This window comes from Rothia sp. HMSC071C12 (genome assembly GCF_001813895.1).
GTDB lineage: Bacteria > Actinomycetota > Actinomycetes > Actinomycetales > Micrococcaceae > Rothia > Rothia mucilaginosa.
In genome coordinates, this window is the sequence record NZ_KV814378.1 from 209,923 (window position 1) to 222,970 (window position 13,048).

The 13,048-nt window shown below is 60.7% G+C and carries 11 protein-coding genes; all 11 read right to left on the reverse strand.

Features of this window, described 5'->3' with window-relative positions; all coding sequences use genetic code 11:
* Positions 1-47 precede the first annotated feature (47 nt).
* The gene (locus HMPREF2942_RS08575; RefSeq protein WP_083313479.1) at positions 48-1,001 is read right to left on the reverse strand and encodes a multidrug transporter; all 954 of its coding nucleotides are present in this window, start codon (positions 999-1,001) and stop codon (positions 48-50) included.
* Between the two features lie 249 nt (positions 1,002-1,250).
* Entirely contained in the window at positions 1,251-2,321 is a 1,071-nt protein-coding gene (gene cydB, locus HMPREF2942_RS08580; protein WP_070688870.1) for a cytochrome d ubiquinol oxidase subunit II, read from the reverse strand.
* Positions 2,322-2,342: 21 nt separating this feature from the next.
* Positions 2,343-3,914: a cytochrome ubiquinol oxidase subunit I gene (locus HMPREF2942_RS08585; RefSeq protein ID WP_070678120.1), complete on the reverse strand. Its 1,572-nt coding sequence runs from the start codon at positions 3,912-3,914 to the stop codon at positions 2,343-2,345.
* Positions 3,915-4,439: 525 nt separating this feature from the next.
* Positions 4,440-6,542 carry a DNA gyrase/topoisomerase IV subunit B gene (locus tag HMPREF2942_RS08590; RefSeq protein WP_070688871.1) on the reverse strand — a complete coding sequence of 701 codons (2,103 nt, stop codon included), beginning with the start codon at positions 6,540-6,542 and terminating at the stop codon, positions 4,440-4,442.
* 223 nt (positions 6,543-6,765) lie between these two features.
* Positions 6,766-7,995 carry an RDD family protein gene (locus tag HMPREF2942_RS08595; protein ID WP_070688872.1) on the reverse strand — a complete coding sequence of 410 codons (1,230 nt, stop codon included), beginning with the start codon at positions 7,993-7,995 and terminating at the stop codon, positions 6,766-6,768.
* Between the two features lie 362 nt (positions 7,996-8,357).
* Entirely contained in the window at positions 8,358-9,014 is a 657-nt protein-coding gene (locus HMPREF2942_RS08600) for a non-canonical purine NTP pyrophosphatase (protein ID WP_070688873.1), read from the reverse strand.
* A 38-nt stretch (positions 9,015-9,052) separates the two neighbouring features.
* The gene (gene rph / locus HMPREF2942_RS08605; protein WP_070688874.1) at positions 9,053-9,784 is read right to left on the reverse strand and encodes a ribonuclease PH; all 732 of its coding nucleotides are present in this window, start codon (positions 9,782-9,784) and stop codon (positions 9,053-9,055) included.
* Between the two features lie 142 nt (positions 9,785-9,926).
* A complete protein-coding gene (locus HMPREF2942_RS08610; protein WP_005507828.1) occupies positions 9,927-10,820 on the reverse strand; it encodes an MBL fold metallo-hydrolase in 894 nt (297 codons plus the stop codon).
* Positions 10,811-11,863 (reverse strand): glutamate racemase, encoded by a 1,053-nt coding sequence (gene murI, locus HMPREF2942_RS08615; protein WP_070688875.1) that lies wholly within the window; start codon positions 11,861-11,863, stop codon positions 10,811-10,813. The genes HMPREF2942_RS08610 and murI overlap by 10 nt, the downstream gene beginning before the upstream one ends.
* A gap of 154 nt (positions 11,864-12,017) precedes the next feature.
* The gene (locus HMPREF2942_RS08620) at positions 12,018-12,650 is read right to left on the reverse strand and encodes a DUF2017 domain-containing protein (protein WP_070688876.1); all 633 of its coding nucleotides are present in this window, start codon (positions 12,648-12,650) and stop codon (positions 12,018-12,020) included.
* Positions 12,650-12,970: an ATP-dependent Clp protease adapter ClpS gene (clpS, locus tag HMPREF2942_RS08625; RefSeq protein ID WP_005507825.1), complete on the reverse strand. Its 321-nt coding sequence runs from the start codon at positions 12,968-12,970 to the stop codon at positions 12,650-12,652. The genes HMPREF2942_RS08620 and clpS overlap by 1 nt, the downstream gene beginning before the upstream one ends.
* Positions 12,971-13,048 lie beyond the last annotated feature (78 nt).

A 13,048-nucleotide genomic window follows, 5' to 3' on the forward strand; every position in this document is an offset into this window, starting at 1 on the left:
GCTGTTTTTGCGCTGTCTTTTGTGGTGCTGTCTTTCAGCGTCCCGGTTTACTGGTGCTCCATAACGTACTGCTTGAACTTCTCGTCACGCTCACGTTCTGCCTTGCGGTCCTGCTCAAGCTGTGACTGGTACTTGCGGATGAGCGGCATCTGGTACTGAGCTTCCAGGTCGTAGAGCTGCTTGCTCATGCCGACCTGCTGGTTACATTCGGCCTGGATGGTGGCGATGCGAATCTCTTCTTCGGAGGCGGGCTCGTTGAATCCGTTGTTCTTGCTCAGCTGCTCAGCCAGCGGGGTTTCCTCGGCGACGGAGCCTGCCGAGCGAGGGGTGAGGCCGCGGTCTGAGACGCACTGCTTCCACTTCTCTTCGAGCTCGCGGTGCAGTTTGCTACCGTAAACGGCGTTACCCGCCTCAGTAGAGATACGACTGGATGTGGACTGCCCTTCATTCTCGGGCCTCTTGCCTTCGGGCACCGCGGCCTCCAGGGTCTCGCGGGCCTTGGGGTAGCATTCGGTGCGAAGCTTGTCCTCGGGGCTCATGCTCTCCCCCGAGTTATAGGAGATGGGGGCGGCTGCGTTGTTGGGGTCTCGCTTCTGAAAACCGTACTTCTGGGCGTACTCGACGTTCCAGGGACCGTACTTTCGTCCCAAATCACCGCGGGGTGCGCTTTCAGAATAGGGAGCCTGGATGGTGTAGTTCTGCCCGTGTTCGGCGAAGCACTGCTTCATGGCAATCTGCAATGCCATGTACTCGTAGTTGGTGCGCTCGTAGTAGAGGTAATCGTCCAGGGGCATCTTCACAATGTCCTGCTCCGCGTCGAAGACGGCGTGGACGCTTTCGTCACGTTCCAGCGGCGGGTCGAAGAGCGAGCATGCGCTCAGCGGGAGCACGCCGATGCAGAGCAGGGCGCCCGTGGTGAGCAGGCGGCGGCGCGTGCCGGTACGAGGGCTAGTTCCGGTGCGAGGGGCGGATGCGGTGGAGCTACGGTTGAGGGACTTCATCGTTGAACACCTTTCATAAGAGTGAGTTGTACACCACATTACACCTTTTACTCCCTGTCGCGCCCGAATTTCGGGGGGGGTGTGCAGCAAAAATTTTTGCGCGCCCACTCGCCTGCCGCGAGCTGCATCCTCTGCGGGAATAGTCCCCTGCAGGAATAGTCCTCTGTGTGCATACTCCTCTGGGGGCATAGAAAAATCCCCCGAACTTCTCAGAAGAGAAATTCGGGGGATCCTTCAATCAGCTACATGCTACTTGGTCGGCAGTTCAGCCAGTTCGGTAGCGTCGTGAGCCTCGGGGATGTGATCCACGTGCAGACGCTTACGGAAGACCCAGTAGGTCCAAGCCTGGTAGACGAAGACGACCGGCAGACCAAGGCAGGTCACGAAGGTCATAACGCCCAGGGTGTACTCGGAGCTGGATGCGTTCGCAATGGTGAGCGAGTATGCCGGGTCCAGAGTGGAGGGCAGAACGTTCGGGTACATTGCGGTGAAGATTGCCAGCGCGCCTAATGCGAGGAACACGGACAGGCCAGCGAAAGCGCGACCCTCACGGCCACCCTTTGCGGAGATCCAAGCAAACAGAACAGCAACCACAGCCAGGATGGTGCACAGCCAGGAGACGCCGTTACCGGTGGTGAAGTCCAGTGCCAGAACCCATGCAACGATCGGCAGCAGCAGGACGGGAGCCCAGCGTACCAAGGTGTTGCGGGCACGGTCGCGGATGTCACCGTCGGTCTTCAGAGCGATGAAGGCAAGACCCTGAACCAGGGAGAAGCCAACGAAGCCCAGACCGCCGAGCAGAACCGGCAGGGAGACCCAAGCGAAGGCGCCGCCGACGCGGTCACCATTGTCGTTGATGGGCAGGCCCATGGAGGTCAGACCCAGCAGAGCACCGACGAGCAGTGCGATGAAGAAGGAAGAAACAGACAGAGCGATGTTCCAGTTACGGATCCACTTCTCGTCATTCTTCTTACCGCGGTATTCAATGGCGACCACGCGCAGAATCAGGAAGACCAGCGCGAGGGTCAGAGGAATGTACAGAGCCGAGAAGAGGGCTGCGTACCAGATGGGGAATGCTGCGAAGATAGCAGCACCGCCGGACACAAGCCACACCTCGTTACCGTCCCAGACGGGGCCGATGATGTTCAGCAGCAGACGACGTTCCTTCTCGTTCTTGCTGAACTTGGAACCCATCAGCATACCGACACCCAGATCGAAACCGTCGAGAATCATGTACATGATGAGGAAGACGCCAATGGCGACAAACCAGAGGGTGGGCAGGCCAGGCTGACCGGCAAAGATATTGAAATCAAAGTTCATGGTGAATCAATCCTTACCCGCCTAGTAGGCGAACTCCAGCACATCGCGCTTGGACTTGTCGTTGGACTCGTCCTCGTGGGGCGACTGAACCAGCTCGGGCATTGCTGCCACAACACCGGCCTTGACGTACTTGATGAGCAGGTAAACCTCAACCACCATCAGCACGCCGTAGAGCAGGCCCAGGGTGAGCAGGGAGAAGAGGATTTCTTCACCGGAAACACCCGGGGAGATAGCTGCTGCGGTGAACAGGTGGATCGAGGGATCACCCTGAAGGTTCGGAGCCACAACGAAGGGCTGGCGGCCCATTTCGGTGAAGATCCAGCCCAGTGCGATTGCGAAGAAGGGAGCCATGATGGACCAGACAGCAACGTTCTTGAGCAGCTTGGACTCGGGAACGGTGCCAACGCCCTTCTTACGGGTTACCCACAGTGCGTAGAGGTAGAGGGGCAGTACGACTGCACCCAGACCAATCATGCCGCGGAAGCCCCAGTAGGAGACCTCGAGGGAGGGCAGGTAGTCAATCTTCTGACCTGCACGCTCGCCGTAGAGCGGGTTGTTGGGCAGGTTGGTGCCGAACTTAGCTTCGTACTCGGGCAGCAGGGTCTGAATACCCTTCACCGGGGTATCGAAGTTGTCGTGTGCCAGGAAGGACAGCACGCCGGGGACCTCGATGATGGGGGTGATCTTGTCGCAGCTCTGAGCGCCGAGCTCGCCGATGGTCAGAACAGAGAAGGCGGTACCGTCGTGGCACGCAGCTTCTGCGGCAGCCATCTTCATGGGCTGCTCGTGGATCATCATCTGTGCCTGCAGGTGGCCGGATGCACCAACACCTGCGAACGCGAGGAGACCAACGACTGCGCCCAGGCGCAGGGACTTGATCCAAACCTGGAAGTCCTTCTTGTCTCGTGCGCCCTTGTCGGACTCACCAACGACGACCTTGCCGTCAACGACCTTGTCGATGCCGTCCTTGCGGCGACGCCACAGCTTGTACCAGGCAATACCGACCAGGAAGCCACCGGCAACCTGGATGGATGCGGTGATGACGTGAGAGAAGGTCACCCATGCGAGGGGGTTCATCAGCACTGCGCCAATGTCGGTCATGCGGGGACGACCGTCAATCATTTCTGCACCGACGGGGTGCTGCATCCAGGAGTTTGCAACCAGAATGAAGAATGCAGAAATCCAGGAGCCGAGAACTGCCATGAACAGACAGAAGGCGTGGACTGCGGGCTTGAGGCGGTCCCAACCGAAGATCCACAGACCAAGGAAGGTCGACTCAACGAAGAAGGCGAAGAGGCCTTCCATTGCCAGCGGAGCGCCGAAGACGTCGCCGACGAAGCGGGAGTATTCACTCCACGCCATGCCGAACTGGAATTCCTGAACCAGACCGGTGGCCACACCCATAGCGAAGTTAATGAGGTACAGCTTGCCCCAGAACTTCGTCATGCGCTTGTATTCGTCCTTCTTGGTACGAACGTAGCAAATGTACAGGTAGGTCACCACAAGGCCCAGACCCAGAGTCAGCGGAACCATGAAGAAGTGGTAGACGGTGGTAATACCGAACTGCCACCTACCAAAATCAAGGGGATCCATTGATAGGTCCTTACTATGTGTGTACTTAATGTGCGTTTGTGCCAGATTTCGGGTAGTCCACCATCGATGGAGGGCATACGAGAGTTACTGACACAGTGTCTCTCATGCTTCTAAGGTACAGGGTTTTCCTAAGAAGCTGTGAGTAGGCTGTGCATAGTATGGACGTTTATTGTTTGACGTTTCGCTAAAGGTACGTTGAACGTTATCCCCCGGTGTGCGGGTGGATTGAGGGGCGAAACACTGTGGTGCATTGCGGGGTTGCAGGGTAGTTTCGGAACCACGGTGAAACTTTGCATTTTTATACTATTTCTGCAAAATTTTGGTGACAGATTCCCGGAATATGACAGGTGGCTCAAGTAGTGCTCAAAGCTTAAATTTGCCTGTTTCATGCGGAATTTACGCGGAATCTCCGAGAATTGCGTGACTATTCTCACACAAAATTCATGGATTGTGACACGCCAGCCACCACTGCCCCGCAAGGCACCGCAATGCCCCGCAAGGTACCGCACGCTACATATCGATGCTCTACATATCAATGCTCTCGGCATCCAGCTGATGAGCACCCGCAATAATGAATTCCTTACGCGGAGCCACCTCAGAACCCATCAACAAGGAGAACGCACGCTCGGCAGCCTCCGCATCCTCAATGCGAATACGGCGCAACATGCGATGACGCGGATCCATCGTCGTCTCAGCCAGCTGGTCAGCGTCCATCTCACCCAGACCCTTATAACGCTGAATGGGTTCCTTATAGGACACCCCCTGCTCCCGCAGAGAATCCAGAAGCTCGTGCAGCTGCTTCTCCGAGTAGGTGTACACCATCTCGTTCGGCTTGCCGCGGCGCACCACCTCCACACGATGCAGAGGCGGAACCGCAGCGTACACGCGACCCGCCTCAATCAGCGGACGCATGTAACGGTAGAACAGGGTCAGCAGCAGGGTACGGATGTGGGCGCCGTCCACGTCCGCATCGGTCATCATAATGACCTTGCCGTAGCGAGCAGAGTCCAGGTCAAAGGTACGACCCGAACCCGCACCGATCACCTGAATCAGCGCCGCGCACTCAGCATTCGCGAGCACATCAGTCACCGAAGCACGCTGAGTGTTCAGGATCTTACCGCGAATCGGCAGCAGAGCCTGATACGAGGAAGAACGCGCCAGACGCGCCGTGCCCAGCGCCGAGTCACCCTCCACAATGAACAGCTCAGAATGCTCAACATTGGTCGAACGGCAATCCACCAGCTTGGTGGGCATGGACGAAGACTCCAGCGCGGTCTTACGGCGCTGAGTTTCCTTATGGATGCGCGCCGAGACGCGGGTCTTCATCTCAGAGACGACCTTCTCACACAGAGCGGTCGCCTGAGCCTTCTCCGCACGGGCGGTCGACTCCAGGCGAGCCTTCAGCGCATCGCCCACGACCTTCGACACGATCTGGCGAACCGCCGGGGTACCCAGAATCTCCTTGGTCTGACCCTCAAACTGCGGCTCGGCAAGACGCACGGTCAGCACGGCGGTCAAGCCGGCGAGCACGTCGTCCTTCTCAATCTTGTCGTTACCCACCTTGTACTTGCGGGCATTATCGGCAAGGTGCTTGCGCATCACGCGCAGCAGGCCCTGCTCAAAACCGGTCGTGTGAGTACCGCCCTTGGGGGTGGCAATAATATTTACGAAGCTGCGGACCGTCGTCTCGTAGCCAATGCCCCAGCGCAGCGCCACGTCCACTTCGCAATCGCGTTCCACATCGGTCAGCTGCGAGCGGCCGTCCTCACCGAGCACGGGCACGGTCTCGGTGAAAGAGCCGCTACCGCTAAAACGCCAGGTGTCAGTAATGCGCTCATCGTGCGCCAGGAAATCGACGAACTCGCTGATGCCGCCGTCGTACTGGAAAACTTCCTCGTGGGGCTCCAGCTCACCGGGGGTGCCGGGCAGGCGGCGCTCATCGCGGATGCAAATACGCAGACCCGGAATAAGGAACGCGGTCTGGCGCGCGCGAGCAGCCAAGTCCTCGTAGCTGAACTTGGCGTCGGGGGTGAAAATCTGCGGGTCAGCCCAGTAGCGCACACGGGTGCCGGTCACGCCACGCTTCGCCTTGCCCACAATCTGCAGGGCGTCAGTGCCCTCGGTTGCGGGAGTGAACGGATCATCGGGCTTGGGGGCGCGGCCGGACTCAAAGTGGCCGGGGATGCCGTGGCGGAAAGACATCTGGTAGGTCTTAGAACCGCGATCCACCTGCACATCTAGGCGGGAGGACAGAGCGTTCACCACGGAAGCACCCACACCGTGCAGACCACCGGAGGCGTTATAGGAGCCGCCGCCGAACTTACCGCCGGCGTGCAGCTTGGTGAACACAACCTCCACACCGGACAGACCGGTGCGCGGCTCAATATCGGTCGGGATACCGCGGCCATCATCGCGCACCTCAACCGAACCGTCACGGTACAGAATCACCTGAATGGACTGACCGAAACCGGCGAGCGCCTCATCCACCGAGTTGTCGATAATCTCCCAGAGGCAGTGCATCAGGCCGCGAGAGTCCGTGGAGCCAATGTACATGCCCGGGCGTTTGCGTACAGCTTCCAGACCTTCCAGCACGGAGAGGTGACGGGCGGTGTAGTTCGAAGACGCCACGGGATTCCTTTCGGGTGAATATGTCTGCGGTGGTGAACGCGTGCCACCGGGCGGAGTGCGAGTCCGGCTCAAGTGCTACGGGGGCAGAACGACAGCGGGGCACGACGCGTGTCGTGCCCCGCAGAGCGTTCAACGTTCGGAACTCTATTCTAGCGTGGCTTGGGGAAAAGAGTGATTATGACAGTCACCGCTAATGCGCTGCTCTGCTCCCACGTTCCTTCCCCTAGTGCGCCTCACCCGAGGCACGCGAGGAGCTCTCGTGACGGTTCGTGACCATGATATTGGACTTGAAGTAGAACTCTTCGGGAAGCTCATTCGTAACCGGGCCGTGAGGGAATTCGCTGAGCTTCGGCACGAAGTACCAGTCCATCAGCTCGCCGCTGCTCTGTTTGAGGACGCGGCGTTCCCTCATGGCGTGGCGTACCTTGCGGCGCAGGCGCGGGCTGTCTTTTAGGGTGCTGGTGAAGACCCACGGAGTCTCGTAACCCTCGGTGATCATGCCGAAGGTGATGCGCAGGTTGCCGTTCTCGTCGGCGTCCATCGTGAAGTCGCCGTCTGCGATATCGGTGAAGGCGAGCATCCAGCTGTGTCGGCGTTCGTAGCTTTCGCGGGTGGTCTGCAGCGCCGCAATGATGCGGTGGTCGATCAGCAGCTCCACCTTGCGTTCGGTGATTTCGCCCAGACGAGCGTAGGAGCCGAAGGCGCGGTTGGCGCCGCTGCGGCGAGGCCACTTCGTCACCGCACCGTGCGGCACCTCCCCCGCAAAGGTAAAGGGGCCCGTCATGGTGCCGGGCAGGCGCAGACGCTCAAACGGCGCAGTCGGTAGGAAGGTCGTCAGCAGCTGATCGGAGCTGACCGATTTACCCCAGCGCGCCATCTCAAAAATGGTCGGTTCGGGGCCCACCGGGTAGAGGCGCGGCATCTTGCGGCCGAACTCGTCAAAGCCCTCAATAAACTCGCCGTTGGAGCTGTACCCGGGCATGGTCGCACCGAGCGGGCGAGTCCACGATCCCGAATACGGCTTGGTCAGGTGCGGGTTCTCCACCGGCAGGATGCTGGTGCGAGCACCCAGGTAGGCGGGCATGCGCGAGAGGTTACGCCAGGCGAACTTCGCGGCAACCGCCTCACGCCACCACATCGGGCGTTTGCCCGGAGTCTGCCCGCCCAGGCAGTGCATGAGCAGCCAGAATCCAGCCCAGCCGAGGCACCCTGCGGCAACCACGCAGAAAATAATCGTCAGCACAGTGTGCAGGGTTCCGGTCGCCCAGATATTCGTGGCGATCAGAGCCATGAACGCCACCCACGCCGCCATGACGTACGGGCCGAGCGTAATCATCGGATCGACCACCTTCACGGCGGCAATGACGCGGCGGTTCAGGCCGCGCCACACGTAGGAGTACGCCCAGCATCCGGCGGCAAGGGCGAGTGCCATCAGCAGAAGAAGGATGAGCATCGGTGTGTCTCTTTCGCTGCAGGTTTTTCTACCGTGGTCGGTGACAGCAAGCGTCGGGCAGATGCCCCGCTGAAAGGCTCTTCAATAGCAAAACTCGCCTGCCGAAGGTACCTTCAGCAGACGAGTTTCTTTGGTGTCACTAACCTTGAGGTAAAGCTTCTCACACTATTGTGCCTTTAATTGGTATCCCTGTGGGGGATTTTAGGGGGATGCACGAAAAAATCGTACCCAACCCCCGCGTTTTTACCCATCAGACCGGCACCGTGAGACCAGCGCTGCGAGACAGGCGCAACGAGACCGGCACAGCGAGTATGCTCTGGCGCCTCAGCGACGGTTTTAGACAGAGGTTTTAGACAGCGGTTTTAGGAGGTCAGCGCAGCAGCAATCTGAGGAATCAGCGCTTCAAAAGCACGCGCACGGTGGCTAATCGAGTTCTTAATATCGGCGGGAATCTCAGCGCAAGACTTGCCAGCGTACTGACCCTCGTACAGGGCGTTCTCACCGTTCAACTCCATGGGGCGCAGAATCGGGTCGTAACCGAAGCCGCCCTCCCCCGCCGGTGCGGTCAGCAGCTCACCGGGCAGCTCGCCGTACTCGACCGCCTCAAAACCGCTCGGGGCGGCAACCGAGGCCGCGCAGCAGAACTTCGCGCCGCGGTGCTCGGCAGAAATATCGCTCAGCTGAGCCAGCAGCAGGTTCAGGTTCGCGGTGTCATCGCCGTGGCTACCCGCCCAGCGCGCCGAGAAAATGCCGGGAGCGCCGTTGAGCACATCCACCGACAGGCCGGAATCGTCAGCAATAGCGATCAGCCCGGTTGCCTCGGCAACAGCGCGCGCCTTCAGCAGGGAGTTCTCAGCGAAGGTCACGCCGGTCTCGGGAACGTCGGGGGCGTTCACGCTGGAGGCGTCAACCACCTGGGTGTCAACGTCCAGGCCGTCAATGCGTCCGCGCAGAATTTCGCGCAGTTCCTTGAGCTTGCCCTTATTGTGGCTTGCCAGAACAATCTTTGCGTGTGCCATAGTTTCTCCTTGTCGATGGAACTAGTTACTGGGACGGGTTAGTGTGCCAGTGCTTCACGCTGAATCTGAGCCAGCTCAGCGGTGCCTTCCAGCGCCAGGTCGAGCAGGCTGTTGAGCTCGTCGCGGTCGAAAGGCGCGCCCTCGGCGGTGCCCTGAACCTCAACGAACTTGCCGCTACCGGTGACGACCACGTTCATGTCGGTCTCGGCGCGCACGTCCTCGGTGTAGGGCAGGTCCAGCATGGGGGTGCCGTCAATAATGCCCACCGAAATTGCGGACACCGAATCGATCAGCGGGTTCGCCTTAGCGGGCAGAATCTTCTGCTCCTTCGCCCAAGAAATAGCATCAGCCAGCGCCACGTACGCGCCGGTAATCGAGGCGGTGCGGGTACCGCCGTCAGCCTGCAGCACGTCACAGTCGAGCACGATGGTGTTCTCGCCCAGCTCCTCCATGTTGATGACCGCGCGCAGGGAGCGGCCAATCAGACGGGAAATCTCGTGGGTGCGGCCGCCCACGCGGCCCTTCAGCGACTCGCGCGAAGAACGGGTGTTGGTGGCGCGCGGCAGCATGGCGTACTCGGCGGTCACCCAGCCCTTGCCCTCGCCCTTGAGCCAGCGCGGCACGCCCTCGGTGAAGGATGCGGTGCACAGCACGCGAGTGTTTCCGAACTCGATGAGGGCGGAACCCTCGGCGTTGCGGGACCAGCCGCGGGTAATGGTGATGGGGCGCAGTTCGTTGAGGGCGCGGCCGTCGTCGCGGGTTGCAGTCATGGGTTCTCCTTGAATCTGTCTGCGGGATCTGTGTCTGTCTGTTGATTCTATGTCGAAAAGTGGGCGGGGCTGAGCGCAGTTTGTACTAGCCCAGCTTGTTTTAGCCCAGCTCGGGTTTGGCCTAGTCCAGCTCGGGCTTCACCTAATCTAGTTCGGGCTTAGGGAGCGCAATCGCGGTGTTCAGCGGCGGATCGAGCACCTCCACCACGTTCAGGGTGGACGTGACCGGGTGAGCCTCCGTCGGGCGCGGGTAGATGCGGTAGCTTGCCGCCATTTCGGCAATGCCGACCGGGCCGGAGAAAGCACTGCGCGCCTCCGCGCGGGCGATGTCCGGGTCGTTCCACACGGGCAAGTGGGTTAGCAGCAGGTTACGCACGCCCGCCTCTGTGGCGGCTTCGCCGGCGCGCTTGCCGGTCAGGTGAATACCGCGCAGAGCGTCGTCGCGGCCCTCCTGGTATGCTGCCTCGCAGAGGAACAGGTCAGCACCGCGCGCAGCCTTGACCAGGCCCTCGCACAGGTCGGTATCGCCCGAGTACGAGAACACGGTGTGGCCCTCGCGGTCGTTGCAGGTGATGCGCAGGGCGTACGGGTCCTTCGAGGGGTGAACCACGCGGAACGGCTCCACGCGGAAGGGACCAATCTGCACGGGCTCACCCTCAGTCCAGGTGTGGTACTCAAACTCGGTGCTCATGCCCGGATCCGGGTCCAGGCCGTGAGTCGCCGAAAGGTACTCGTTAATCGCGGCGGGACCGTACAGCGGAATGCGGCCCTTGGGCCAGCCGCGCGGATCCCACTTGACCGCCACGTGCAGACCGGACAGGTCGATGCAGTGGTCCGGGTGCAGGTGCGAAATCAGAATCGCGTCGATATCGCTCAGGTCGATATGGCGCTGGAGCATGCCGAGGGAGCCGTTGCCCATGTCCATGATGATGCGCCAGGTTCGACCCGCGAAGTCAGTGGCGGTGAGCATGTAGCAACTAGCCGGTGAGACGGGGCCGGGGAAGGAGCCCGTGCAACCGATAACGGTTAGACGCATGAGGTGTCGTCCTTAGGGGTGGTGCCGGAAAATTCGGTGCCCGCGACAGTGTGTGCTGCCTCTGCAGGATCTGCCGATTCGTCGAGGGTGATGCTGCGGTGTGCCGCGAGCATTTCGGGGGTGAGTGCCGCCAGCGAGCCGGTCGGGTAGCGTTCCGCCACGGAGCTGGTGTGGCGAACGTTGGTGACCTCGGGGCCGAGGAAGCGGCGCGCCAGCTGCGAGAACGTCTCAGATTCGCCGGTGGCGAGGAATTCGTGGTGCGGGTTTTCCTCGGGGACCGGGCTTTCAATGGCGTGGTTGAGCAGTTCGCGGTACACATCCTTCGCGGTCTCATCCGCGGAGGAAACCAGGGTGACGTCCTCACCCATAATGTAGGAAATCACGCCGGCCAGCAGCGGGTAGTGGGTACAGCCGAGCACGAGGGTGTCCACGCCGGCGTCCTTGAGCGGCTGCAGGTACTCGCGGGCGGTCTCCAGCAGCTCGGGGCCGGAGGTAATGCCCTTCTCCACGAACTCCACGAAGCGCGGGCACGCCACCGATTGCACCTCAAGGTTCGGGGTAATCGCGAAAGTGTCCTCGTAGGCGCGAGAGGTGACGGTCGCCTCCGTCGCGATCACGCCGATCTTGCGGTTGCGGGTTGCGGCGAGCGCACGGCGGGCGGCGGGCTGGATCACCTCGATGACGGGGATGCCGTACTGGCGGGTGTAGCGTTCGCGGGCGTCGCGGAGCACCGCTGCGGAGGCGGTGTTGCAGGCGATGACGAGCATTTTCACGCCGGAGTCGACGAGTTCGTCCATGATGCGTAGCGCGTTGGCGCGTACTTCTGCGATTTTGAGGGGGCCGTAGGGGCCGTGGGCGGTGTCGCCGACGTAGATGATGCGTTCGTGAGGCAGCTGGTCCATGATGGCGCGTGCCACGGTGAGTCCACCCACACCGGAGTCGAAGACGCCGATGGGTGCCGCGGCGGTAGGGCCTACGGGCGCGGGGCTTCCCCAGGGGGTGCGGGCACGGTAGGGATTTGTTGCGTCGATGCTGTCACTCATGTGTCACCTACACTTCGTTATCGGTCGGGTACCACGTTCTATGCTAACTCGCTAAGGTTACCCTTTTAGTCCGTTCGGCGGTTAGATGAGTCGAGAACCACCATTATGTGGCTGTATATGACGATAGTTTGAAGGGGAATTTGAAAAATTCGTTCTATTCTTGCTCTTTTTCCCCGCCATTTGCCCCGTCAAATGCTCCGCCGGTCACATCCTCTTCTTCGTTGTCCAGCCCGTCGAGCATGGCGAGCATGAGCGAGTCCTGAACCCAGGAGACGAAGTTGTACACCACAGCCATGTACTCTTCCTGGGTCTCGATCTCGGAAGGGTCGGTGAACGCCGCAATATCTTCTGCGGTGTCTTCGTCCACAATGTAGAGGCGGTCGGCGAGCACCAAGCGGATATCGCCGAGCGCAGCAGCCCAAGCGCGGGCGTGTTCTTCGTTCAGGCGCAGGTCGCTGGACTCAATGTCGAAGGCGAGCATGGCGAGGTTCGCGCGTTTAGTTTCGCGCAGGTCGCGTTCGGTATAGCGGCGGTATTCGGTGGCGGCCTCGTCGTCGCTGCTTGCGGCGGGGAGCAGGCGTGCTACGGCGCTGTCGGCGGGAATGGTGGGGTTTTCGGTGATGCCGACCAGCGCCTCCAGCGGGTCGACGGTGCCGCCGTCGGCGGTGGTATCTGCCGGGCGCAGTAGTGCGCGCACGTCTTCGGCGAGTTCGCGGATCAGGTCGCGTTCGGCGGGTTCGAAGGAGGCGGTGTAGCCTCCGGGGGTGCGGCGGAAGGGTCGCGCCATTAGTTTTCTACTTTCTCGAAGGTTGCCAGCAGACCCCAAGCGTGCATTGCCTGGGTGTGTTTTTCGGCGTCTTCGCGTGAGCCGGTGAAGACGATTGCCTTACCGTTGTTGTGCACCTGCAGCATGAGCTCTTCTGCGCGGGCACGGGAGTAGCCGAAGTGACTGCGGAAGACGTAGGACACGTAGGTCATGAGGTTGACGGGGTCGTTCCAGACGATGACTTTCCAGGGGGTGTCTGTGGCGAGGATGTTCTCCAGGGCGGTGTCGAGGTCGGTGTCCTCGAGGGTTCCGGTGGAGAGGGTCACGGCGGTAGTGTTCATTGGTTTCCTTTGCGGCCGGTTCCCTTTGATTATACGGGCGGGTATGTGTTGCCCCTATGTTGCCACTGTGTAGCTCCG

Coding starts and splice junctions, on each gene's coding strand:
- HMPREF2942_RS08595 (WP_070688872.1), bottom strand. CDS start 7,995: ATGCTCATCCTTCTTCTGCTGATGGCACTCGCCCTTGCCGCCGGATGC.
- HMPREF2942_RS08610 (WP_005507828.1), bottom strand. CDS start 10,820: ATGCGTCTAACCGTTATCGGTTGCACGGGCTCCTTCCCCGGCCCCGTC.
- HMPREF2942_RS08575 (WP_083313479.1), bottom strand. CDS start 1,001: ATGAAGTCCCTCAACCGTAGCTCCACCGCATCCGCCCCTCGCACCGGA.
- murI (WP_070688875.1), bottom strand. CDS start 11,863: ATGAGTGACAGCATCGACGCAACAAATCCCTACCGTGCCCGCACCCCC.
- cydB (WP_070688870.1), bottom strand. CDS start 2,321: ATGAACTTTGATTTCAATATCTTTGCCGGTCAGCCTGGCCTGCCCACC.
- clpS (WP_005507825.1), bottom strand. CDS start 12,970: ATGAACACTACCGCCGTGACCCTCTCCACCGGAACCCTCGAGGACACC.
- HMPREF2942_RS08600 (WP_070688873.1), bottom strand. CDS start 9,014: ATGGCACACGCAAAGATTGTTCTGGCAAGCCACAATAAGGGCAAGCTC.
- rph (WP_070688874.1), bottom strand. CDS start 9,784: ATGACTGCAACCCGCGACGACGGCCGCGCCCTCAACGAACTGCGCCCC.
- HMPREF2942_RS08620 (WP_070688876.1), bottom strand. CDS start 12,650: ATGGCGCGACCCTTCCGCCGCACCCCCGGAGGCTACACCGCCTCCTTC.
- HMPREF2942_RS08585 (WP_070678120.1), bottom strand. CDS start 3,914: ATGGATCCCCTTGATTTTGGTAGGTGGCAGTTCGGTATTACCACCGTC.